Genomic DNA, 23,475 nt, shown 5'->3' with positions numbered 1-23,475 from the left:
AATTCTGGTAATTCTTTTTATTGACGAAGTGGTGGGTTGTGCAGGATTCGAACCTGCGACCAATTGATTAAAAGTCAACTGCTCTACCAACTGAGCTAACAACCCAACGTCAATAATGTTGCCCGTTTCTGCTTGGCAACGGCGGCATAGTTTACTGAAATAGTGCGCGTATGCAACTGAAAATTGAAAAAAACTGTGCGACTGCTTAATTCACGAACACATGTTACCCAGTTGTTATTAATTGAGGCGTTGTTTCGCCAAATTAGCTTCCGTACTTTCTGGGTACTCTTTAATCACTTGTTCGTAATAAGCTTTTGCATCAGCCGACTTCTCTTGCTCACTGGCGATAGCACCAAGCTTTAATAAACAATCACCACGTTTATTACTGTCAGGGTAATCATTAACGACAGTTTCAAACTGTTGCTTTGCCTGATCGTATTGACGTTTGGCAAAAAACAGCTGACCTAACCAGTAGTGAGCATTAGGAGAGTAAGTCGAGTTTGGAAAGTTCTTCAGAAAAGACTCAAATGCGGGTATAGCTTCATCATAACGCTTATCCTCAAGGACTAAAGCTATCGCCTTGTCATAAGCATCATTCTCGCTAAGGTTTGGAGAATAGCTGCTATTGTCTGTTTGTGTCGGTACCTGCTCAAGGCTATTGTAATCGTTGCCGGCAGTTTCACTCTGGTTATTGCTCGACTTCAAATTACTGAAGCGACGATCAATTTCCTGATACAGCTCGCGCTGGCGTTGCAACAATTGCTCCAGACGGTACTCGTGCTCTTCCGTTATGCCCCTTAATTCAGCAACATCTTGCTGCAAAGAACCTAACTGATTAAGCATTTCAAGCTGAGCACTGGAACGGGCTTCGAGCATGCGCTCGATTTGTTCCAGTCGTTGCTCAACACCGCCTGAAGACGACAGTCCAGAAACAGGTGCCTGGGCCATAACAGCCCCAGGCACACACAAACATACAGCTAACAGCGTTTTTCTCATTACTATCCGTTACTTTTAAATTAGTAAACTAAAACAGCGCGACGGTTTTTCGCGTATGCGCGTTCGTTTGAACCATTTACCATTGGTTTTTCTTCGCCATATGAAACAGTCGAGGTTTGAGAATCCTGAACACCCAAGTTGTGCAAGTAGCTCTCAACTGCTTTAGCACGTCTCTCACCTAACGCGATGTTATACTCAGGCGTGCCGCGCTCGTCGGTATGACCTTCAATAACCACTTTCACAGACGGGTTTTTGACTAGGTAATCAGCGTGCGCCGACAACAGGTCGGTGTACTCTGACTGAACGTTAGATTTGTCAAAAGCGAAGTAAACGATGTGTTCTTTACGTAACGCTTCCATTTTTTGCTGACGTTCTTCTTCCATTCTTTGTGCGCGGTCTGCTGCACCAACTTCAACACCAGAGTCTTGCTCAGCTTGTTGATTGGTCTCCTGACCTGCGCCCATACCTGAATCAGTTTCCTGGTTTGAGCTACAAGCGGCCAGAGTTGCCATTGGTACAACGATTGCCAGAGCTTTTAAAAGTTTATTAAGCTGCATCCTTTTCGTCCTTATCGTTTTTATCGAACAATTCAACCATTCAGGCTTTTGTTTTACATAAATGGCGACCAAGCCGGTGACTTAATTTCACCATCGGTTGCCGGTAATCGTGCTTTAAAACGCCCATCGATAGAAACCAAAGCCAGTACTTGTTTATTATTATGCGTTGTACTGTAAATAACCATACTGCCATTTGGTGCCACACTTGGTGACTCATCTAAAGACGTTTTCGTTAAAACTTGCATGTTTCCACGCGGAAACTCTTGCTTAGCGATATGATAGTTACCACGTGTCCGGTTCACTAAAATCATATCTTCGCCGGACGGCACTAAGGTACCACCTAAATTCTGCTCACCATCAAAGGTTAACCGACGAACCTGACCTGATGATAAATTTACGCTATATAGTTGCGGTCTGCCACCTCTTTCTGAGGTAAACACTAAAGATTCACCATCTGGCGTCCAGTTAGGCTCTGTATCAATCGTACGATTACGAGTAACACGTTGCAAGTCCTTAGTTTTAATATCAAACACATAAAGCTCAGGATTTCCATCCTTAGATAAAACCATAGCTAACTTTTTGCCATCTGGCGAGAACACAGGGTTACCGTTTATCCCGGGGAACGACGTCAGCTTCTCGCGGCGGGTGGTATAAATATCCTGCATGAATATTTCTGCTGTTTTATTCTCGAAACTAACGTAAGCCAGTTTATTACCGTCAGGAGACCAGGCCGGAGACATCAACGGCTCGGGTGAACGTAGCAGTATTTTCTCGTTCGCACCGTCATAATCTGCAACCGCCAGTTTGTATGGATAGCGATCATCGTGGTTTACCGTGACATAAGCGATTTTTGTCATGAAAGCACCACGTTCGCCCGTTAACGCTTCGTAAGCAACATCTGAAATTCGATGTGCATAAGAGCGAAATTGATCACCATCAATAACGCTGGAGCGAGAATCAAGAACATGATCGTTACTCTGCACCAACTCGCCATTGCGTAACATCTGCGAATTACCGCCGGTAATTTGTCCCCGGAGTACATCAATAACTTCAAACTTAACCATGTAACGGTCAACTGAATACGGTTCTATTGAACCGACTAAAATAGCTTCTACGCCCATCTTAGCCCAAGCTGAGTAATCTATCTCGTCATCGGCAGCCGGGCGTTGTGGCATTGCACTTACAGGAATCGGATTAAATTTACCACTACGCATAAGGTCCGCAGCAATAACATCGGTAAGCTCGTTTGGTGCCTTTCCTTCACCTTTCCACTGAAAAGGCACAACCGCAATCGGCCGCGCCGTATCAATACCTTCCGTGATGACGATTTCCAGTACCCCTGCACGCACAAAAGCGGTTAGCGCAACAAAGAGTAAAATGCTTCTAATTAATATATTTTTCATCGGTCACCTTGTTACAACTGCGGTTTTACAGTCAATTTAATTGTACTCATTTGTTCATAAATTTCCGGATCTTCAGAAACCGGCAGTGTTGTAGCTTTTAATACGGCATTTTGTGCAGAACGACAAACGTTCGCATCACCACTACCCGTATCAACTGACTTAACGAATCCGCTAGGAGCTACTCTTATGGTTAACTCACATGACTTACCCTGCATTGAGTCATCAACATTCCAGTTTCGCTGAATAGTCTGCTGAATGAGCGCCTGATACTTTTCAACTTCACTCAGTACTTGCTGACGACGAGCAGCTTGTCGACGCGCCCGCTCTTCTTCCATTTCTTTTTGCAACTGAGCCTCACGTTCAGCCGCTTCACGCTGTTCTTGTTCACGTTTACGCTGCTCCTCGAGACGCTTACGACGTTCTTCTTCAGCCCGACGTTCAGCTTCTTCTGCTTCGCGTTTACGCCGCTCGGCTTCTTTCGCCGCAGCCTCAGCTTTGGCACGCTCCTGCGCCAGGCGTTCAGCTTCTTTCCTTTCTCGCTCTGCCTGTTTCCGTGCTTCCGCAGCTTCTTGTTTTTCTAGTTCCTGTTGACGCTCTATTTCTTTTTTACGTTGTTCTTCTCTTTCGCGTGCTTTACGCGCTTCCTCAGCACGCCGCTCAAGTCTCTCAATACGGCGTTGTTCAGCCGCCTCTTGCTCCGCTTTTTGCTGGCGAATTTTATCTGCCTGTTGTTGAACTTTGGATTTATCAACTGTGACTGCGCTAACAATCTCTTCTGACATATCCAGCTCGCTTTGATCTAAATTGACTTCCATCGCCTCCGGCGTCGAGGGAGTAAACTCAAAGCTAAATAACAACACACCCGCGATTGTAGCGTGTATAACAATCGAATATATCAGCGGTAAGGTTAAGCTATCTGATTTTGCCACAACTAATTATCCGACGAATCTGTCATTAAACCGACTGACGGCACACCCGCTCTTTGCAGTAACACCATCAGTTGCACAATTTGATTATAAGATACGGCACCATCACCATTGACCATAACCGGAGTATCAGGTTCAACCTGCAAATGAGCGGCAACCAAAGTTGCAAGTTCATCTGCCTGCATCGGCGTATCCTGGGAGTCACCCTGATTTAAATAATAGCGACCTTCAGCATCAACCGACGCCACTAAAGGCGGTTTACTCTCTTCAGAGAGAGGTTCGGCGGTTGCTTTCGGTAAATCAACTTTAACGCCCTGAGTAATCAAAGGGGCTGTTACCATAAAGATGATCAGCAGAACCAGCATCACGTCGATGTAAGGTACTACGTTAATTTCCGCAACCGGCTTACGACGCTTGCGCGGCATTACCATCATACCGTTTCGCCCTCTACTTTACTTTTGCCTGCCTGAGCCGAAGACTGCCGCTGTAAAATTGAGATGAATTCATCAATAAAGTTCATGTACTGATTATCAACTTTTTCCACACTAGTGGTAAATCGGTTGTAAGCAATAACGGCCGGTATCGCGGCAAAAAGACCCATCGCAGTTGCAATCAAAGCTTCGGCGATACCCGGTGCAACCATGGCCAGCGTAGCCTGTTGCACGGCACCTAAAGCGATAAAGGCGTTCATGATTCCCCATACCGTTCCAAACAAACCAATATAGGGGCTTATAGAACCAATAGTTGCCAGAATACCTAAGTTATTATCCAGCTTTTCGGTTTCTCGGGCGTGAGCTACGCGCATGGCACGAAACGCACCTTCAAGCATTGTCTGCGTATTTGTTGTTGAGTGGTTACGCAGCCGAGCGTACTCTTTAAAGCCCGCGTGAAACAGTAACTCCATTCCTCGTGCATTTTTAGCACGAGCCGAGATTTCCTGATAAAGGCGTGCAAGATCGACACCTGACCAGAATCTATCTTCAAACTTTAGCGCGTCATTTCGAGCCTGCTTCAACACTTTCTTGCGCTGAAAAATTAACACCCAGCCCCATACCGACATCGCCAGTAACATAACCATCACCAGCTTGACTAATAAACTGGCTTGCATGAATAAATCAATAAACGATAGTTCTGCTTCCACGCTTTAAACCCCTGACTGAATACGCGATATTATCGGTTCCGGAATAGCAACAGCTTTCATCGCCTGATTATCAATACAGGCTGCTAAAACAGTTGCCTGACAATGCACGCTGCCATCCTTCGCCAAAACTTGTTGTTCGAAAACCAAAGAGGCTTTCTTAATCTTTGTTACTTTAACAGTGACCATTAGTTCAGCATTAAACTTAGCCGCCTGCCGTAAATCCAGTTCTACCTTGCGAACCACAAAGGCTATATTGTGAGCTAACCAGGTATCCTGTTCAATCCCTAATGATCGTAACCACTCTGTTCGAGCTCTTTCAATGAACTTGAGATAATTAGCATAATAAACGATACCACCTGCATCCGTGTCTTCGTAGTAAACCCGGATAGGCCATTCAAATTCATAATGAGACATTACCACCTCAAGTAAAGTTCCGAAAAGTTACCTTTGTGTAATATTTTGTAAAGAAGCCCCTAAAACCATAACTGGTTACTTTGTCAGCAGACTTTTTTTTATAACAGAATGAAAAGAACAAAATATCAACACCATGATTTTTAAGATATTTTCTTTTTTGTTACAAATATGTTGCGCTTTTTTTGAACAGATAATGCAACTTCCGGATTAGTTATTGTAATGCGAACATCTAATTTTTCTTGTTTGATCAGAATCAGATTAACTTTATAATACTCAGCATATCAAAGACGAAGAGATTGGTTGTCACTTTTTCTGAGATTGTTTATTCAGTAATAGTTCCCTGGATTTAACTTCCTTCTTGTTGTTCTGTTTGCCCGCACATTGTGCGGGCTTTTTTTTACCTATTTTTCCGGCTTTAACCCAAAGTGCTGATAAGCTCTGGGAGTCGCTATACGTCCACGCGGCGTGCGTTGCAAAAAGCCCTGCTGAATCAAATAAGGTTCCAGAACATCCTCAATGGTATCTTTTTCTTCACCTATCGCTGCCGCAAGGTTATCTAACCCCACAGGCCCACCCATAAACTTTTCCATAATGGCTAATAACAGCTTCCGGTCCATATAATCAAAGCCAGCCTGATCAACGTCCACCATGGTCAAAGCGGCATTGGCTGTCACTTCATCAACGTCGCCATTACCTCTGACTTCGGCATAATCGCGTACCCGACGCAATAAGCGGTTGGCTATACGCGGCGTACCTCTTGAGCGGCGCGCTATTTCACGGGCACCACCGTCGAGCATACGGACATTCATGAAGTGAGCCGAACGCCCAACAATATCGGTTAATTCATTAACATCATAAAACTCAAGGCGCTGCACAATACCAAAGCGGTCGCGTAGCGGTGACGTCAGCGCGCCAGCACGAGTGGTAGCACCAATGAGGGTAAAGGGTGGTAAATCTAATTTAATCGAACGGGCTGCAGGACCTTCGCCTATCATAATGTCGAGCTGGTAATCTTCCATAGCCGGATACAGAATTTCTTCGACAACCGGGCTCAAACGGTGAATTTCATCAATAAATAAGACGTCGTGTGCTTCGAGGTTGGTCAACAACGCCGCTAAGTCACCGGCTTTTTCCAGAACCGGCCCCGAAGTTGTTTTAATACTCACATCCAGCTCATTCGCCACAATGTTCGCCAGCGTCGTTTTACCCAACCCCGGAGGACCAAAAATTAAGAGATGATCCAGGGCTTCCTGACGTTTGCGCGCGGCCTCAATGAAAATTCCCATCTGTTCAACGACATGCTTCTGCCCCGTATAATCCGCCAGAGTTTTAGGCCGTATGGCACGATCAACAGCCTCATCTTCACCCTGTACCTCGGGTTCAATGAGCCGCTGAGTTGGTATTTGATCGGCTTCTATCATGGGGCTTCCTTACGACAGCTGCTTTAGCGCCAGTCGAATCAAGGTCTCACTGTTATGTTCTGCAGAGTACACTTTTTGCAGGGCTTTTTCAGCTTGATTTTCTTTATAGCCAAGTGACTGCAAGGCGCTAATGGCATCAGTTCTTGCATCGGCCGGATGTTCTCCTGCATCCATACCCTGGCTATCCAGCGGTGCGCGATCAGTAAATGGCGTAGACGGCTGCCAGTCTTTGAGTCGGTCACGCATTTCAATAACCAGACGTTCGGCGGTCTTTTTGCCTACACCTGGCAATTTCACCAAACGAGTAACATCGTTTTGGTTCACAGCCATGACAAACTCATCTGCTGACATGCCGGATAAAATAGCCAAAGCCAGTTTCGGGCCAACTCCCTGAGTTTTCAGTAGTAACCGGAACAGCGAACGTTCTGAAGCAGAAATAAAACCATACAATAGCTGTGCATCTTCGCGCACCACAAAATGTGTGATTAATTTTATGGTTTCGCCCACCGGCGGCAATTGATAGAAGCAGGTCATTGGCAACTGAATTTCATAACCAATACCCTGTACATCTAATACCACTTCCGGTGGTTGCTTGCTGGTAAGTACGCCCTGAATATGACCTATCACTTTTTTACTCCGTTAACGCAAACGCCCTCGCACAGTTTTACGCGCGGCGCCTGCCATTTTAATCAGGTTTTGTGAACTGTGAGCATGACATAAGGCAACGGCAAGTGCATCTGCGGCATCTTCCTGAGGGCAACGCTGCAGATTCAGTAAGGCCATAACCATATGCTGAACCTGAGACTTCTCTGCACCACCGTTACCCACCACAGACTGTTTAATTTGTCGCGCTGAATACTCCGCTACCGGAAGCTCTGCACGTGCGGCAGCTACTATCGCCGCCCCTCGCGCCTGCCCAAGCTTTAAGGCGGAATCCGGGTTCTTTGCCATGAACACTTGCTCTATTGCGAATTCGTTCGGCTTAAACTGAGTAATGAGTTCACTGACGCTGTCATGAATGCGACGCAGCTTTTCCGCCAGGGTTAAAGGCTCTTTAGTGGTACCAATAACCTTTATACAACCACTACCAAGGTAATTCAGCTGCCGTCCGCGCTGCTCTATAACGCCGTAGCCGGTCAGTCTCGAACCCGGGTCGATACCCAGAATAATCGCCACTTAGTCGTCCAGTCGCGCAATGATCTCATCAGAGATATCGGCATTGTGATAAACGTTTTGCACGTCGTCTAAGTCTTCCAGCGCATCCAACAGTTTTAAAAAGGTTCGTGCGGATTCCTCATCCAAATCAACGCGAGTGTCAGGAACCTGAGTCACTTCAGCGTTGCTGGCTTCCAATCCTTTTGCATCCAGAGCATCTTTAACTGCACCGAAGTTCTCCGGTGATGTAATGACATCGATACTCCCTTCTTCATAAGCAAGGATATCTTCCGCGCCAGCTTCCAGCGCCGGTTCCATAACCTGTTCTTCGGTCACACCGTCAGCATAGCTAATAACGCCCTTCTTATTAAATAAGTAGGCGACAGAGCCGTCGGTACCCAAGTTACCGCCTAACTTACTGAACGCGTGGCGAACATCTGACACCGTCCGGTTTCGGTTATCGGTCATGCATTCAAGCAGGACAGCCACGCCGTTGGGGCCATAACCTTCATAAGTCAACTCATCAACGTTATCGCCTTCGAGATCACCCGAACCGCGTTTGACCGCAGTATCTATGGTGTCGCGCTTCATATTATTGGATAAGGCTTTATCGATAGCCGCACGTAAACGCGGGTTGGTTTCAGGGTCTCCGCCACCTTCGCGGGCAGAGACCGTTATTTCACGAATTAACTTGGTAAAAATTTTGCCGCGCTTAGCGTCCTGCGCGGCTTTCCGGTGCTTAATATTAGACCATTTGGAATGACCAGCCATATGTCACCTCTGTTGATTACTTGTCTTCCTTCACAATACTTTTTACGCCCAGCTCTTGCAATGCTGCCGGGTTCGCTGCGCCAGGCGCATCGGTCAGAACACAAGCTGCGGTGGTTGTTTTCGGGAAGGCGATAACGTCACGAATAGAGCTTGCGCCAACCATTAACATCACCAGGCGGTCTAAACCAAAAGCTAAACCTGCATGTGGTGGCGTGCCGTACTTCAATGCTTCCAGCAGGAAGCCAAATTTTTCCTGCGCTTCGTCTTTTTCAATACCTAACACTTCAAACACCGCTTGCTGCATTGCGTTTTCGTGGATACGAACCGAACCACCACCTAACTCAACACCATTCAACACCATATCGTAGGCGTTTGAAATAGCGGCTGCCGGGTTAGCTTTTAGCTCCTCGGGAGTCACATTGACCGGTGCGGTGAACGGGTGGTGTAACGCGGCCAGACTGCCGTCGTCTGCAACTTCGAACATTGGGAAGTCTACAACCCATAGCGGTTTCCACTCGTTACTGACCAGTTCAAAGTCTTTACCTAACTTCAGGCGTAAAGCACCCAAAGCTTCAGCAACAACGTTCGCTTTATCGGCACCAAAGAACAGGACATCGCCAGTTTGCGCTTTAGTGCGCTCTAATAATGGCTCAATCACTTCGTCCGGCAGGAACTTAAGAACAGGTGACTGCAAGCCTTCCCGGCCTGCACTGCGGTCGTTTACTTTAATCCAGGCCAAACCTTTCGCGCCATAAATGCCGACAAATTGTGTGTATTCGTCAATCATCTTGCGTGAAACGTTTTCAGCCTGCCCTGGTAAACGAATGGCTGCAACGCGGCCTTCTTCGTCATTCGCCGGGCCAGAAAAGACTTTAAACTCAACGTCTTTTAAAACATCAGCAACATCAACCAGCTCTAATGGGTTACGCAGGTCGGGTTTGTCACTACCAAAACGGCGCATGGCTTCGTGCCAGGTCATGCTCGGGAATTCACCTAAGTCCACATCAAGTAGTTGCTTGAAGAGGTCACGAGCCATTTGCTCGGTAATTTCCATGACCTGCTCAGCGCTCATAAACGAGGTTTCGATATCTATCTGAGTGAATTCAGGTTGGCGGTCAGCGCGTAAATCTTCGTCGCGGAAGCATTTAACAATTTGATAGTAGCGATCAAAACCCGACATCATCAGCAGCTGTTTAAACAACTGAGGGCTTTGTGGCAGCGCGAAAAAGCGTCCTTTATGAGTACGGCTTGGCACCAGGTAGTCGCGCGCGCCTTCCGGCGTTGCTCGCGTTAACATTGGCGTTTCTATATCTAAGAAGCCGTTGTCATCAAAAAAGCGACGTACTGCGCTGGTTACTTTCGCCCGGAACTGCAGTTTTTCGTTCATTTGTGGACGACGCAAATCAAGGTAGCGGTAACGCAAGCGCGCTTCTTCACTCACCTGCTGATTAAAGTCGATAGGAAGCGGCTCAGAGCGGCTTAGAATTTCTAAGTCGGTAGCCAGCAGTTCAACTTCGCCGGTTGCCATGTTTTTGTTTACCTGACTTTCCGGCCGACGGTTAACTTTACCGCTTAAGCACACGCAGAATTCCTGACGCAGGCTGTTTGCTGTCTCAAATAACGCTTTTTGGTCCGGGTCAAAAACAACCTGCAACAGCCCTTCACGGTCGCGCAAATCGATGAAAATTAAGCCGCCTAAGTCCCGGCGTTTATTTACCCAACCACATAACGTGACTTCTTGTCCCGCTAATTCAGCATTTATTTGTCCACAGTAATGAGTTCGCATGCGCGTTTATCCTGCTAGCTGTTGCAATGAATGTTTTTACGAAGCGCAACATTATAGCGGACTGACGACGAATGTCATCCGTCGTCGCCAGCCAGACGCACATCATTTTTACCCGCGACTTTTGCCCGGTACATAGCTTTGTCCGCAGAGCGAAGCAAATCGTCAGTGTTGGTACCGTTCTTAGGGTAAATAGCAACGCCAATGGATACACTAATTTCCAACTGCTGCTTTTTCACTTTATAAGGCTTGGCCAACTGCACAACCAATTTACGAGACACTGCCAGTGATGAACCGACACTGTTCGCTGTTGGCAGCAGGATAACGAATTCATCACCACCATGACGGCATACCGTGTCTGAACGCCTTAATAAAGTGCCCATTCGGTGTGCAGCCTGAACTAAGAGCTCATCGCCATAACTGTGCCCAAACTCGTCATTTATTTTCTTAAATCCATCGAGGTCTAGAAAAAGTACAGCAAAGGGTTTTCCCGTTCTTTCATTCTGACTGATGGTTTGCTCCAGACGATCCTGCATTAAGTTTCGGTTCGGCAATCCAGTCAATTCATCGTGCGTTGCAATATGCCGAATACGTCTTTCCGCTGCTTTACGTAATTTAATTTCCCGGCGTAATCGACTGTTCCAGATAGCAAAGCCAACAATAATTAATAACACGACAGAGCCGACTTTCATGGCAATATCAAGTAACTCTTTATTGCTCCAGCCCTGCTCTAACTGAAAACCGTACCATTTACTCTTTAATTCATTACGTTCACTTTCAGTAACGCTGTCAATGCCATGATTTAAAGCCATGACTATAGGTTGCCAGTCATCTCTCACCGCCAGATAAAGCTCTTCGCCTTGTGCATCATCAATAACAGAAAGCTCCGCTCCTGGCAGCGGCCGTTCCTGCAATTCATGAACCAACAACGGCAGGCTATCAACATAATAATCAACCGCATTATTACGCAACAAATTCACACCTTCACGGATGCCGTCCACTTCAACGGTTTGAACGCTGCGAAGCTGCGCCAGCTGCGGCACAATATTGTAACCTTCGACCACACCAATTTTGCTATCGGTTAACTGCTCCAAATGCAGACTGCCGCTGCTCAGTTGAGTGGTATTCATGGAAGCTACAGCCCAGGGCGTCGACCAGTAACTTTGGGTAAAATCCATAAACTGATTTCGTTCAACGGAGTAAGAAACGCTGGTCAGTACATCAATCTCTTTGTTTTTTATCGCCTCAAGGCAGTCACGCCAATGGCCGCAGGGCTTCCAAACTATTTTTGCCGAAATGTCCTGGGTAAACTTTTTAATTAAATCAACATCGAGCCCTATAGCTTTACCGTCTTTTATTGATACCAAAGGCTCCATCTGATCGGGCACACCTATACGCACCTCTTCATAGGCTTGGGTCCAGTTATCAGATTGGCCTGCATGACTATTAAAGACGGTTGTAGTAAAAGTGACAAAAATAGCACTTACTACACCTAAAGCTCGTTTCAATGTTTTACCCTCCACATCAATAGCGCGGATTTTAGTCGAATATTGCCTGTGCGTCAGTAGCATTTATCGGTAAAATGCCTATTAATCTGAATTCTTTATCGAATAAAAGTAGCTTCTATGACGCAACATGACACGATATTTTCAAAGCCTTTGCCCAGCATCTCTGACTTCTGTTTTGACCAACAGGTTGTCGAAGTATTTCCTGACATGATTAACCGCTCGGTTCCGGGCTACTCCAGTATCTTACAGACCTTGCCACAAATTGTTAGCCGCTATGTTCAGCCTAATAGTCACTTGTACGATCTAGGTTGTTCATTGGGCGCAGCGACCCTTGCTATACGTAAAGGGTGCGAGCAGACAGAAAACTGCAAAATTATTGGAATAGACAACTCTCAACCTATGATAGAGCGTGCGCAACTGCACCTGGATGGCTTTAAAAGCCAAATTCCGGTTGAACTTCACTGTCAGGATCTAGCCGAAACCGAAATTAAAAATGCGTCAGTGGTCGTACTAAACTTTACTTTGCAATTTATTAGCCAGGATAAAAGAGATGCAATTATACAGAACATTTTTAATGGTATGAATAAAGGCGGCGCGCTATTAGTCGCGGAAAAAGTACGCCACCCGGATGAATCTATGAACGACCTGCTCATTGAACTGCACCACAATTTTAAACGAGCCAATGGTTACAGTGAACTTGAGATTAGCCAAAAACGAGCAGCAATAGAAAACGTGATGAAAGTTGATACATTGCAGGCTCATCAACAGCGTTTTCAAAAAGCCGGTTTTCAGCACAGCTCGGTTTGGTTCCAGTGCTTTAACTTTGCCGCCATGCTGGCCGTTAAATAAGGGATATTATGGTTGATTTCAGTAAAGAACTTCGCGCACTTGTGCAAAGTCCGCACAGCCAGTGGCTGGATACTCTGGCGCCTCAACTTACGGCCTTTAAGAATAACCCTCACGGGAACTTAAAACGCTGGCAGCGAGTTCTAACACAATTGCCAGACTTGACCGCAAAACACGTTAAATTGTCCGATACCGTGCAGATAGGCGAAGCAGATGAGGCCTCTGATGCCGACAGGGCTCGCTTAACCGGCCTACTCCAGCAGTTACAGCCCTGGCGTAAAGGCCCCTTTGATTTATTCGGCGTTTTTATCGATACAGAATGGCGCTCTGACTGGAAATGGCAACGCGTAGCACCACATTTAGATGACCTAAACGGCCGTCAGGTGCTGGACGTTGGCTGTGGGAGCGGGTATCACTTATGGCGGATGCTGGAAGCCGGTGCTGAACACGTTTGGGGAATTGACCCGGGCGAGCTTTTTCTCATGCAGTTCAGAGCCATTAGTCAGTTAATGCCTTTGTCGTGGCAGCAACGAGCACACTTTTTCCCGGTTGGTATTGAACATATGCCGGAACTTAAAAGCTTCGATACCGTATTCAGTATGGGTGTGCTTTATCATCGTCGTTCACCTGTTGAATTTTTACAGCAACTCAAGTCTTTAATCCGCCCGGGCGGTCAGTTGGTGTTAGAAACCATTGTTGTGGAAGGTGATGAAACCACCGTCATGATGCCTGGTGAGCGCTACGCGCAAATGCGTAACGTCTGGTTTTTACCCAGCGCCAGTGCGTTGTCCGTCTGGTTAGAAAGATTAGGGTTCAAAGACATCTCTGTGGTTGACCATAATACTACCTCAATAGACGAACAACGGCGCACAGATTGGATGACCGGCGAGTCGTTAGCCGATTTTCTTGATCCAAATGACACAAATAAGACTATTGAAGGTTACCAGGCACCGATTCGAGCAGTGATTACCGCTCGGGTTTAGCCCCACCGGAGTGGAATCAAGATGAGTGTTTACCGACCGAAATCGACCATTGAGCAATGGCGTATCCTGCAGGCAGTTGTTGACTGTGGCGGTTACGCGCATGCGGCTGAAGCACTGAACAAGAGCCAGTCGTCGCTCAACCACGCTGTTGCCAAACTGCAACAAGTGGTAGGTGTACAGTTATTGGAAGTCAGAGGCCGAAAAGCTCACCTAACCGCGGCGGGTGAAGTTTTGCTTCGCCGCTCTCGTCAGTTAACCAATCTGACCGAAGAAATAGAGCAACTGGCGGATAACCTCGAGCAAGGCTGGGAGCCGGAAGTTAAACTTGCGTTAGAAATGGTATTTGACCGCAGTCTGCTAATTCCTGTGCTGGATGAATTCCAACAGCTTAGTCGGGGCAGTCGACTGATTATCAACGATACCGTGCTTACCGGCACCGTCGAGCAAATTCAGGAACAAACAGCTGATGTCGTTATTACACACCACCTGCCCCGCGGCTTTATCGGAGAGCCTATAGGTCAGTACAGTATGGATTTGGTTTGTCACCCTGAACACCCGTTGGCAAAGCTGGAACAACCTATTAACCAGAACGAGCTGTCTCAATATTTGCAAATAGTCATTCAGGATACCGGCAGCCAGCCGGTAGAAGACGAAGGCTGGTTAAAAGCCGAGCAACGCTGGACGGTAAGCCACTTTGATGAAGCTCTCAGACTCATTCGTAACGGATTAGGTTTTTGCTGGTTGCCAGGCTACATCGCTCAGGAAGATTTAGATTCTGGCAGACTGGCTAAAATAGAAGTTGAGGGAAGCAGTTCGCGCAAAGGCAGTTTGTATATGGTATTACCCAAAGCAGAACTAACCGGACCTTGTGCAAAAACTTTGTCGGAACTGATACTTAAGTACCAGTCCCGTTAAAAGACCTTTATTTCAGAGACTGAATGTAGGCTTTCATGTCGGCACCCAAGTCCGAGTGTCGCAAAGCATGTTCAACAAAAGCCTGAGCGTAGCCTAGTTTGTTGCCACAGTCGTGGCTCTTGCCTTTCATGTAATAAGCATTAACCGGTTGTTTTTCCAACAGCATTGCCATGGCATCAGTCAACTGAATTTCATTGCCTGCCCCCACCGGAGTCTTCTCCAACAGCGGCCATAAATCAGCTGAAAAGACATAGCGACCAACTACGGCTAAATCTGACGGTGCATCTTCAACTGACGGCTTTTCAACCAGTTGAGTAATACCAGCCTGTTCACCCGGACTCAACTCCGCGCCATTAATATCGGCTATGCCATATTTATTGACGTCTTGCTGCGGCACTTTTTCGACCATGACTTGTGAATGCCCGCTTGCTTCAAAGTTTTTCACCATTTCAGCTAAGTTATCGCGATTCAGTTTACAACTGGCTTCATCAACCAGGACGTCAGGTAATACGACGGCAAAAGGCTCGTCTCCGATTAATGGACGCGCGCACAGAACGGCATGCCCCAGACCTTTTGCAACACCCTGACGAACATGCATAATTGTGGTTTTTTCAGGACAAATAGCTTTTACTTCAGCCAGCAATTGGCGCTTTACCCTCTGCTCCAGAGTCGTTTCTAGCTCAAAGCTGGTGTCAAAGTGGTTTTCTATCGAGTTCTTACTTGAGTGAGTGACCAGAATGACATCGGTCAAACCTGCAGCGGCGCATTCCTCAACAATGTATTGAATAAGGGGGCGATCGACCAACGGCAACATTTCTTTGGGAATGGCTTTGGTAGCAGGTAACATCCGAGTTCCGAGCCCGGCTACTGGAATAACGACTTTTTTGACCATAACAGCTGTCCTTAAATTCTGTTCACTTCAGAAGCGCAAGTTTATAACCTTTTCCCATGTTATAATGCAACCCAATTAACAAAATTCAAATGAAAGACTGACTATGGCTTTATATTTTTCTTCGCGTCACATTCCGCAACTGTCTAACTACAGCTTTACTCAGCGAGCTATGATTTTATCCATGGCACAGGAAAAAATGCCGGTGCCGCGCCGCCTCATTTGTAATATGGCTAAATTGGTGCCTATTTGTCTTATTTTTTTCTTTATTGTAGAGGTCGAAGGTTGGTGGAAAGTTCCGGCTTTACTAGCGGCAGGTATTGGTTACCCACTATTTACACACCCCATTAATTTGAATATGTCACTGCCATACCTTGATAAAGCCATCAAACAGTTTGAGGCACAGCAGTCACAGTAAGCTCGGTGTTCTCGTGCCCGCAATGCAACTTATGTAAATGTTCTATTCGGTGCTCACGAAAATTGGCGTGCTGCCAGATACCTAACGCTAAGTCGGGCTTTGCTCCCGGCTCTGGCTCAAATTTATCTCCAGCCTGAGCCCATAACCAACTATGCTTAGTCGTATCCACAATGCCTACCAGAGCATCAAAAGCGGTTCTCACCTGTGAATGACAAAGCTCGTGGTTCAAGTGCTGTAATAACAACCCGGGCGCTAGCAAGGTATTATCATGGCCTGACAGATGCTGACGGATAAGCGGATCAATAAGAGTTTTCAATACCAGTAAAGGCAGTAAGTTCTGCTCCGTTGCATTTTGCGCAGCAGCCATAATGACTAAAGCCCTGCCCTCAGTTAAAGGCCGATAGTCAATCCAGATTGGAGCCTTTCCCGAGTCATTAATGGAACAGTTAAACTGGTAGCCATTAAGGTTTAATGGCCCGTCCGGCAGCAACTCATCAACCAGCCGCCCAACAACAACGTCGTCCTGATACAAAATATCAATATGAGCATCCAGCTCCCACACATCGTGCAGGTAGGTTTCTTCCAGCTGGTAACGTTGCAGGCAATTTTCTATCGCGTTTTCAATCACACTAAGGCTCTGCACAGGTTTAACCAGATAATCCCAGGCGCCAAGCCGGACAGCCTCACGGATATCGGACATTTTTTCAGAGGCGGAAATAACAATAATTGGAATTTGTGTGCAAGCTTTTAGCAGTTGTTCTATAACTTCAAGGCCGTCAATATCCGGAAGTTTTAAATCGCACAGCACAATATCCGGACATTGTTCCTGACAAAGCTTAATACCTTGTTTGCCATTATCTGCACAACACACATCATAACCGCTATTTACCAGATACTGTCTGACGACAGACTGAAATACCGGATCGTCTTCAATTAATGCGATGTGTGCTCGGGGCATTGTCACTTCTTAGTTATGACTCATGCCCTAAGCATTGTTCAGGAATGGTTAATCGTCAATAAGACTCGTCGACTCATTCGTCGTAATCATCGAAGTCATCGTCAAAGTCATCAAAGTTTTCTTCTTCAATCGGCGGGTTACCATCAAACACTTGATCCTGCCAGCGCTGATAATAAACGTCTTTAACAAAAGAGTAAGGATCCAGGGAGTTTTCCAGTACTTGCTCCTGATCACGCAAGCGCAGACGCAGTTCCAGCCCTTTTATGGCGTAACGAGCCAAATCTACCGGCCAACTTAACAACGGGTATGGAAAATATTGACCATCGGCATAGTCGCCCCCCCGGTCTACTACAACGGTTGGGCCCAAAAGCGGCAACATCAAATAAGGGCCTTCCGGCACGCCCCAGACCGCTAAGGTCTGACCGAAACTTTCTTCGCGCTTGGTAAGACCCATGGGAGTTGCCACATCGAACAGACCGACTAAACCCACGGTGGAGTTGACAACAAAACGCCCCAGTGAAATGCCAGCATCGGCAACTTTCCATTGCAGCAAGTTATTCACAAAAGATGAAGGTTCATCGAGGTTCTCGACTGCATTGTATAATGAGTTTCGAATTGGCTGAGGAACATATTCATAGGTTTCAGCGGCGGGTTTTAACACCGCCTTATCAACATCACGGTTAAACTCCCACATATCGCGGTTAAAATCTTCAAACGGGTCACGTGGGTCGGCATAAGGGTCTTCAGGTGTCGATGAACACCCAACCATAAACAGGGAAAGTAGTATTAAAAAACCATATTTTTTCATTCGTCAATCCGGGTCGATAAAGTCAAAGTTAATTCGGTTGAACCGTCAGCTTGTATAGCGACAGTCTCAGCTTCCAGATCACCCATCTGGCGATCGATTTTTTCATCCTGCGAAATACGTGCATGCACCAGCCACTCGTCAAGGTCACTCAACTTATAATCCGGTAACATGGCATTACTATTCGACAAGGTCACAGTCATAGGAAACTCACTCACGGGCTGCCGGACAACCGCCGCAGGCATAGGCTGTTCTGAGCCTGTAACGTAAACAAAAACTGTACCTTCAGCAGGCAAGTAACGACGCATTTCATCACTTAGCTTAACAGTAACCTTTAGCTCAACTTCAGATTTTTCCTGCTGACTCTTTGCATTTTCCAGCGCGTTAACAACTGCCTGATACCTACTGGAGTTTTCTGGTAAACGCTGTTTTAATAATTGCCATGCATTAATAGCCTGTTCCCAGTCCTGACGCTCGAAGGCCACAAAACCCAGTAATGATAAAGCTTCGATATTGTCGGGCTCCTGTTGCAGCGCATGGGCTAGCATACGAGCCGCTTTAGGCTGCCCGCCTTCCGTTCCGGACATTAATAAAAACCGGCTGTAACTGACTAAGGTGTTCACTCTGTCAGGCTCAAGTTCCAGAGCTTTCTGAAAAGCTTCTTCGGCGTCTTCACCTGCTCCCAGATCAACCATTAACCCAGCATAAATCCACCAGGCAACCGCGTCATCCGGTTCCCGCATCAGCTTTTGCCGTAAACCCAACGCAAAGGTATTTAAGTCTTCGCGGCTGGCTTGCTGGTTTTGTTGCTGCAACAATCTTTTCCCCAGCTCAGGTAACTGCTCGCGTGCATCTTCAGCCTGCAATTGTAACTGCCAACTGCCAAATGCCCAATAAAGGCCTGAGGATATAACCACCAAAAGTATCACCGGCACAATCACAGGTGCTCTTTGCCAGTTAACGCTTTCTTCAACATCCTGACTGTCATTCAAAAAGGTTTTATCCAGCTCCTGCTTTGCATGCTGATAATCTTCTTCCGGAAGCCCGTGCTGAGAGCGCTCTTCTTTAAGCTCTGACAAACGTTGTTCGTACCAGCGTTGATTTTCATCCTGACGTTTCTGATAACGTCTTTGCTTTCCTGTAGCAAGAAATACGAACACCACTGCAACGAGCAACATCAACAACATTAGTAACCATAAACTACTCATCGCCCGACTTCCTCAATTGCTGTAAACGCTCTCGTTCTTGTGGTGTTAATTCAACCGCCGCTTTTTTCTTGCGAGTCAAGCCAATGGCTACACCAATGCCAATAACAACTATCAGTAAAGGGCCCCACCAAAGAATACTGGTAGCCGTTGTAAAAGGTGGCTGGTAATGCACAAAATCGCCATAGCGGGCGACCATAAACTGAATAATTTCTTCGCGTGACTTGCCCTCTTTTAACATCTGATAGCTACGATCACGCATATCTTCTGCCAGAGGCGCATTAGAATCGGCAATATTTTGATTCTGGCACTTGGGGCAACGTAACTCCTTGGTTAACTGCTGGTAGGTTGCACGCTGTTGTTCGCTGTCAAACTGGTAATTGTTCTCATTTTCTGCTGATGCCGTGGAAGTCAATACAAACACTGCGACAAAAGCTAATAGCAATGAACGGATCATTCGGCCTCCTCCAGCAATTGCTGGTAAATGCCTTGCAGTTGATTCGACCAGTTGCGTTCATTAACGTCACCCACATGGCGATAACGAATCACGCCCTTGTGGTCAATAAAATAGGTTTCTGGGGCACCGTAAACACCAAATTCAAACGCAACCTCGCCCTGCGGGTCAAATAAATTCACCGTGTAAGGGTCACCCAGTGTATTTAGCCAGTTAACGGCTTTTTCCCGGGAGTCGTCTTTATAGTTAAGGCCGACAATTGGTACACCTCTTGAGGCTAGCTCATTGAGAAACTCGTGCTCAGCGCGACAGGTTGGGCACCAGGTAGCCCAAACGTTAAGCAGCAAAGGGCCCTCGTGTAACACTGACTGGTCGTAAGTCACCTCGCTGTCATAAAGATCACTCACTTCAAACTGTGGCACCGGCTCATCAATTAACGCCGAATTCAGCTCGGTTGGGTCGCTTCCAAGGCCTTTAAGTAAAAAGCCCACCAAGCCGATGAATAAAACCAGCGGACCAAATAAGATAAACCAGCGAAACTTAGTCATTGGCCATCTCCTTTTTGCCACGCTTACGATAACGTTTATCAGCAAATGCCATAGCGCCACCTATTGCCATGATAATAGCGCCCAGCCAAACCCAGCGGACAAAAGGTTTTATGTAGAAACGAATGGCCCAGGTTTCATCATCCAGCGGCTCGCCCATAGCAATATAGATATCACGTAGTAAGCTCGCATCCAGTCCTACTTCCGTCATACTGGTGCGTTGTACCCGGTAAAAACGTTTCTCGCTGGTTAACTGCGTTACTTCCTGCCCGTCTTTGTAGACAGTAAATACTCCCTGATCGGCATCGTAGTTAGGTCCTTCCCTATGCTGCAGGCTTTCGAACACAACGTTATAACCGATAACATCAACCGATTGCCCCGGCGCAAGCGCAATATCGCGCTCCTGCTCATAGTTTGAAACCAGGGTGATGCCGATAAGCGTTACGGCAAAACCTAAATGCCCCAGAACCATTCCCCAATGACTACCGGAAATTTTGGTCAGCCCGGCCCAACCCTGCTTGCGTTGTTTTACCGTTTGCTGGACTTCGGTCAGTGTAGCCAGAGCCACCCAGAACGCCAGAAACAGCGCAATAACCACCAACACGGGTAATTCGTCGGCCCAAATCTTCGGCAGCGTGTAGGCCAGAATCAGCGCCAAAGAAAGTGCTAAGGCCAGCGGTTTCAAAAGTGGTTGCATAGCTTGTCTGCGCCAGCGCATTAAGGGTCCAAGACCCAGCATTAATGCAAATGGAATAACCAGCCAGCTATACAGCTCATTAAAGAAAGGTGCCCCAATAGAAATGGTACCCAGACCAATTTCTTTATGAACCAGAGGTAGCATGGTGCCCAGAAACACAACTATCATAGCCGCCATTAACAAGACATTGTTACCCAGCAGCATCACTTCTCGAGAAAGCAGTTCATAACGGCTGTAACTTTGCATCTTTCCGGCGCGCAGGCCGTAAAGAATAAGCGAACCGCCGACAACCAGCCCCAGCAGTATCAGAATAAACAAGCCTCGGGCGGGATCGGTTGCAAACGCATGCACTGACACTAAAACGCCGGAACGTACCAAAAAGGTGCCTAATAAGCTCAAACTGAAAGCGGATATAGCCAGCAATACCGTCCAGGACTTAAAGCTGCCACGTTTTTCAGTTACGGCAAGGGAGTGCAGTAATGCCGTTCCTACCAGCCATGGCATAAAGCTCGCATTTTCAACTGGGTCCCAGAACCACCAGCCACCCCAGCCAAGTTCGTAATATGCCCACCAGCTACCAATGGCAATACCCAGTGTCAGAAAAATCCATGCCGCGAGAGTCCAGGGACGAGACCAACGTGCCCAGGCTGCATCAAGCTTGCCGGACAATAAAGCAGCAATAGCAAAAGCAAAAGCGACAGAGAAGCCGACGTAGCCCATATACAGCAACGGCGGATGAATGATCATTCCCGGGTCTTGCAGCAACGGATTGAGATCGCGACCGTCAACAGGAATGAGAGGCAAACTGGGATCAAAGGGGTTCGAAACCGTTAGCATAAACAAATAGAAGCCAATGCTGACCAGCCCCAGAATGGCAAGCACCCGGGCTATCATCGGCAATGGCATAGAGCGGGAAAATATCGCAACTGCGGCTATCCAGCCTGCCTGCATTAGCATCCAGAGAAGAAAAGAGCCCTCATGTGACCCCCACACCGCGGTAACCCGATACGCAACCGGTAGCTGACTATTCGAGTTTGCCGCAACATAAGCAATACTAAAGTCGTTACTGACAAAGCCCCAGACTAATAAAGCAAAAGCGATAGCGGTAAAGAAAAACTGGCCATAGGCAAACGGCCGGGCTAAAGCCATCATGCCGCCGTTTCCTTTCGCCGCTCCCCATAAAGGATAAACAGCCAGCAATACAGAAAAGGCCAGCGCAATCGCTATGGCAAGATGTCCTGCTTCAGCAATCATTGCCCTTCACCTTTTTCAACTGTATTTGGGTTTACATGTTTGATGCCTTTCATCTGCTCTGCCAGTTCCGGCGGCATATATTCTTCGTCGTGCTTGGCCAAAACTTCACTGGCTTTTAACACGGTAGGTTCAATCAGTTCTCCCTGAGCAACAATACCTTGTCCCTCGCGGAATAAATCCGGCAAAATCCCCTGATATAACACAGTGACTTCGGGGCCAATGTCTGTAATTTTAAAGGAAACTTCTAAAGTTTCGCGGTCACGCTCTACCGAACCTTCAACCACCATACCGCCAACTCGCATCCGCTGGCCAACCTGAGGTTTTTGTTTATCCTTGCCCTTGCCTTCAACCAGTTCCGTCGGTGTATAAAACAGATCGATGCTTTGACTCAATGCATACAGCATCAGTCCCGTTGCTACCGAAACCCCAATCACTAAAATAGCGACCCAGGTTAAGCGTTGTTTACGTCTTGGGTTCATTACCGTCTCCTACTGCTGCACGGTTGGCTGTGCGTCTGGCTAAGCGCTGTTGACGCTGTTGTAACTGCCGGCTTTTCTTAACCAACTGTCGTTTTGCCAATAAAGTTTCTAAAGCAACTCCGGCAAGAACAACAAAACTTAAAAAGAATGACAACCAGACATAAAGTCCGTACCCACCCATAGCAACGAAGTCAGTAAAACTGTCAAAAGCCATTAGTCTTGCTCCAGTCGTTGCTGTGCCCAGGTGCGGTGTAATTCGTGTCTTAGTATCTCATTTTTTAACCGCATCATCACCAAGGATACGGTTAAAAACGCGAAACCGGCCAAACAGATTAATAACGGAATTAGCATACTGGCCGCTATTGAAGGCCGTTCAAACTTGGTAATGGTCGCGCCCTGATGCAGAGTGTTCCACCATTCCACCGAAAAATGGATGATGGGCAAATTGATAACACCCACTAAAGATAAAATAGCCGCAGCCTTGGCACCGGTTCTGGCGTCATCGAAAGCAAAATACAAGGCCATAACACCGACATAAAGAAACAACAAAATCAGTTCAGAAGTCAGCCGTGCATCCCATACCCACCAGGTGCCCCACATGGGCTTGCCCCAAATAGCACCGGTTAGCAAAGCAACAATGGTTAGTGCCGCCCCCACAGGCGCAATTGCCGGTATAGCCCACTCTGCGGTTTTAATCTGCCAGATGAGTGCAATGCCTCCCATAATGGCCATGCCCATATAAGCGCCCATAGAAAAAATCGCTGCAGGCACATGCAGGAAAATAATTCGGTAACTGTCACCTTGCTGATAATCTCCCGGAGCAAATGCCAATCCCCAAATTACGCCGGTAATAAGAGTTACAAGTGTTAATGCCACAAACCATGGCAGCAGCTTTTGCAACAGGTTATAAGTTGCTTCGGGTTTTGCGTACGGATGTAACCATCGCCACATA

27 protein-coding genes and 1 tRNA gene are annotated in these 23,475 nt (G+C 47.0%); 4 read left to right on the top strand and 24 right to left on the bottom strand.

Features of this window, described 5'->3' with window-relative positions:
- Positions 1 to 29: 29 nt before the first annotated feature.
- The 14 genes from DET62_RS00485 to DET62_RS00420 form a co-directional block, all read right to left on the bottom strand.
- Positions 30 to 105: transfer RNA gene (locus DET62_RS00485), tRNA-Lys, on the bottom strand.
- Between the two features lie 132 nt (positions 106 to 237).
- Positions 238 to 948, bottom strand: a complete 711-nt coding sequence (gene ybgF / locus DET62_RS00480) for a tol-pal system protein YbgF (protein ID WP_243734822.1) — start codon at positions 946 to 948, stop codon at positions 238 to 240.
- 68 nt (positions 949 to 1,016) lie between these two features.
- Complete coding sequence (pal, locus tag DET62_RS00475) at positions 1,017 to 1,553, bottom strand: peptidoglycan-associated lipoprotein Pal (protein ID WP_110012729.1); 537 nt, start codon at positions 1,551 to 1,553, stop codon at positions 1,017 to 1,019.
- A 53-nt stretch (positions 1,554 to 1,606) separates the two neighbouring features.
- Positions 1,607 to 2,956, bottom strand: a complete 1,350-nt coding sequence (gene tolB / locus DET62_RS00470) for a Tol-Pal system beta propeller repeat protein TolB (protein WP_011234331.1) — start codon at positions 2,954 to 2,956, stop codon at positions 1,607 to 1,609.
- Positions 2,957 to 2,967: 11 nt separating this feature from the next.
- Positions 2,968 to 3,885, bottom strand: a complete 918-nt coding sequence (gene tolA, locus DET62_RS00465) for a cell envelope integrity protein TolA (RefSeq protein ID WP_227016311.1) — start codon at positions 3,883 to 3,885, stop codon at positions 2,968 to 2,970.
- A 2-nt stretch (positions 3,886 to 3,887) separates the two neighbouring features.
- Entirely contained in the window at positions 3,888 to 4,316 is a 429-nt protein-coding gene (gene tolR / locus DET62_RS00460) for a protein TolR (RefSeq protein ID WP_011234333.1), read from the bottom strand.
- Positions 4,313 to 5,023, bottom strand: a complete 711-nt coding sequence (gene tolQ, locus DET62_RS00455; RefSeq protein WP_011234334.1) for a protein TolQ — start codon at positions 5,021 to 5,023, stop codon at positions 4,313 to 4,315. Before tolQ ends, tolR begins: the two co-directional genes overlap by 4 nt.
- Positions 5,024 to 5,026: 3 nt before the next feature.
- A complete protein-coding gene (ybgC, locus tag DET62_RS00450; protein WP_110012730.1) occupies positions 5,027 to 5,437 on the bottom strand; it encodes a tol-pal system-associated acyl-CoA thioesterase in 411 nt (136 codons plus the stop codon).
- Between the two features lie 401 nt (positions 5,438 to 5,838).
- Complete coding sequence (ruvB, locus tag DET62_RS00445) at positions 5,839 to 6,858, bottom strand: Holliday junction branch migration DNA helicase RuvB (protein WP_011234336.1); 1,020 nt, start codon at positions 6,856 to 6,858, stop codon at positions 5,839 to 5,841.
- Positions 6,859 to 6,867: 9 nt separating this feature from the next.
- On the bottom strand, positions 6,868 to 7,485 hold the full coding sequence (gene ruvA / locus DET62_RS00440; protein ID WP_110012731.1) for a Holliday junction branch migration protein RuvA: 618 nt from the start codon (positions 7,483 to 7,485) through the stop codon (positions 6,868 to 6,870).
- Between the two features lie 12 nt (positions 7,486 to 7,497).
- Complete coding sequence (gene ruvC, locus DET62_RS00435; protein WP_110012732.1) at positions 7,498 to 8,034, bottom strand: crossover junction endodeoxyribonuclease RuvC; 537 nt, start codon at positions 8,032 to 8,034, stop codon at positions 7,498 to 7,500.
- Positions 8,035 to 8,784 carry a YebC/PmpR family DNA-binding transcriptional regulator gene (locus DET62_RS00430; protein ID WP_110012733.1) on the bottom strand — a complete coding sequence of 250 codons (750 nt, stop codon included), beginning with the start codon at positions 8,782 to 8,784 and terminating at the stop codon, positions 8,035 to 8,037.
- Positions 8,785 to 8,800: 16 nt separating this feature from the next.
- Positions 8,801 to 10,570 carry an aspartate--tRNA ligase gene (gene aspS / locus DET62_RS00425; RefSeq protein WP_110012734.1) on the bottom strand — a complete coding sequence of 590 codons (1,770 nt, stop codon included), beginning with the start codon at positions 10,568 to 10,570 and terminating at the stop codon, positions 8,801 to 8,803.
- A 74-nt stretch (positions 10,571 to 10,644) separates the two neighbouring features.
- Positions 10,645 to 12,138 (bottom strand): diguanylate cyclase, encoded by a 1,494-nt coding sequence (locus DET62_RS00420; RefSeq protein ID WP_243734823.1) that lies wholly within the window; start codon positions 12,136 to 12,138, stop codon positions 10,645 to 10,647.
- Between the two features lie 54 nt (positions 12,139 to 12,192).
- On the opposite strand from DET62_RS00420, the gene cmoA reads away from it, so the two are divergent.
- From cmoA to DET62_RS00405, 3 genes are read left to right on the top strand one after another with little or no spacing between them, the layout of a single operon-like run.
- Complete coding sequence (cmoA, locus tag DET62_RS00415) at positions 12,193 to 12,924, top strand: carboxy-S-adenosyl-L-methionine synthase CmoA (protein ID WP_110012735.1); 732 nt, start codon at positions 12,193 to 12,195, stop codon at positions 12,922 to 12,924.
- Positions 12,925 to 12,932: 8 nt separating this feature from the next.
- Positions 12,933 to 13,904, top strand: a complete 972-nt coding sequence (gene cmoB / locus DET62_RS00410; RefSeq protein ID WP_110012736.1) for a tRNA 5-methoxyuridine(34)/uridine 5-oxyacetic acid(34) synthase CmoB — start codon at positions 12,933 to 12,935, stop codon at positions 13,902 to 13,904.
- A gap of 21 nt (positions 13,905 to 13,925) precedes the next feature.
- Positions 13,926 to 14,819 (top strand): LysR family transcriptional regulator, encoded by an 894-nt coding sequence (locus DET62_RS00405; RefSeq protein ID WP_034819822.1) that lies wholly within the window; start codon positions 13,926 to 13,928, stop codon positions 14,817 to 14,819.
- A gap of 7 nt (positions 14,820 to 14,826) precedes the next feature.
- Here DET62_RS00405 and galU read toward each other — a convergent pair whose 3' ends face one another.
- Positions 14,827 to 15,711, bottom strand: coding sequence for a UTP--glucose-1-phosphate uridylyltransferase GalU (gene galU / locus DET62_RS00400; protein WP_110012737.1), 885 nt, complete (start codon positions 15,709 to 15,711; stop codon positions 14,827 to 14,829).
- Between the two features lie 103 nt (positions 15,712 to 15,814).
- On the opposite strand from galU, the gene DET62_RS00395 reads away from it, so the two are divergent.
- Positions 15,815 to 16,126 (top strand): DUF6170 family protein, encoded by a 312-nt coding sequence (locus tag DET62_RS00395; RefSeq protein ID WP_110012738.1) that lies wholly within the window; start codon positions 15,815 to 15,817, stop codon positions 16,124 to 16,126.
- Here the strand turns inward: DET62_RS00395 and DET62_RS00390 are convergent.
- The 9 genes from DET62_RS00390 to DET62_RS00350 form a co-directional block, all read right to left on the bottom strand.
- Positions 16,095 to 17,084 (bottom strand): response regulator, encoded by a 990-nt coding sequence (locus DET62_RS00390; protein ID WP_110012739.1) that lies wholly within the window; start codon positions 17,082 to 17,084, stop codon positions 16,095 to 16,097. The two genes, DET62_RS00395 and DET62_RS00390, sit on opposite strands and share 32 nt — an antisense overlap.
- A 73-nt stretch (positions 17,085 to 17,157) precedes the next feature.
- Entirely contained in the window at positions 17,158 to 17,892 is a 735-nt protein-coding gene (locus tag DET62_RS00385; RefSeq protein ID WP_110012740.1) for a VacJ family lipoprotein, read from the bottom strand.
- Positions 17,889 to 19,097, bottom strand: coding sequence for a c-type cytochrome biogenesis protein CcmI (ccmI, locus tag DET62_RS00380; protein ID WP_110012741.1), 1,209 nt, complete (start codon positions 19,095 to 19,097; stop codon positions 17,889 to 17,891). The genes DET62_RS00385 and ccmI overlap by 4 nt, the downstream gene beginning before the upstream one ends.
- Positions 19,090 to 19,551 carry a cytochrome c-type biogenesis protein gene (locus DET62_RS00375; protein ID WP_011234350.1) on the bottom strand — a complete coding sequence of 154 codons (462 nt, stop codon included), beginning with the start codon at positions 19,549 to 19,551 and terminating at the stop codon, positions 19,090 to 19,092. Before DET62_RS00375 ends, ccmI begins: the two co-directional genes overlap by 8 nt.
- A complete protein-coding gene (locus DET62_RS00370) occupies positions 19,548 to 20,096 on the bottom strand; it encodes a DsbE family thiol:disulfide interchange protein (RefSeq protein ID WP_110012742.1) in 549 nt (182 codons plus the stop codon). Before DET62_RS00370 ends, DET62_RS00375 begins: the two co-directional genes overlap by 4 nt.
- The gene (locus DET62_RS00365; RefSeq protein WP_110012743.1) at positions 20,089 to 22,044 is read right to left on the bottom strand and encodes a heme lyase CcmF/NrfE family subunit; all 1,956 of its coding nucleotides are present in this window, start codon (positions 22,042 to 22,044) and stop codon (positions 20,089 to 20,091) included. Before DET62_RS00365 ends, DET62_RS00370 begins: the two co-directional genes overlap by 8 nt.
- On the bottom strand, positions 22,041 to 22,523 hold the full coding sequence (ccmE, locus tag DET62_RS00360) for a cytochrome c maturation protein CcmE (RefSeq protein WP_011234353.1): 483 nt from the start codon (positions 22,521 to 22,523) through the stop codon (positions 22,041 to 22,043). The genes DET62_RS00365 and ccmE overlap by 4 nt, the downstream gene beginning before the upstream one ends.
- Entirely contained in the window at positions 22,507 to 22,737 is a 231-nt protein-coding gene (gene ccmD, locus DET62_RS00355; RefSeq protein ID WP_011234354.1) for a heme exporter protein CcmD, read from the bottom strand. Before ccmD ends, ccmE begins: the two co-directional genes overlap by 17 nt.
- Complete coding sequence (locus DET62_RS00350; protein WP_110012744.1) at positions 22,737 to 23,474, bottom strand: heme ABC transporter permease; 738 nt, start codon at positions 23,472 to 23,474, stop codon at positions 22,737 to 22,739. Before DET62_RS00350 ends, ccmD begins: the two co-directional genes overlap by 1 nt.
- Position 23,475 lies beyond the last annotated feature (1 nt).

The sequence above is a fragment of the Idiomarina sp. H2 genome, assembly GCF_004364275.1.
In the GTDB taxonomy this organism is placed as follows: Bacteria; Pseudomonadota; Gammaproteobacteria; order Enterobacterales; family Alteromonadaceae; genus Idiomarina; species Idiomarina loihiensis.
This window is presented reverse-complemented; position numbering and strand designations above follow the sequence as displayed.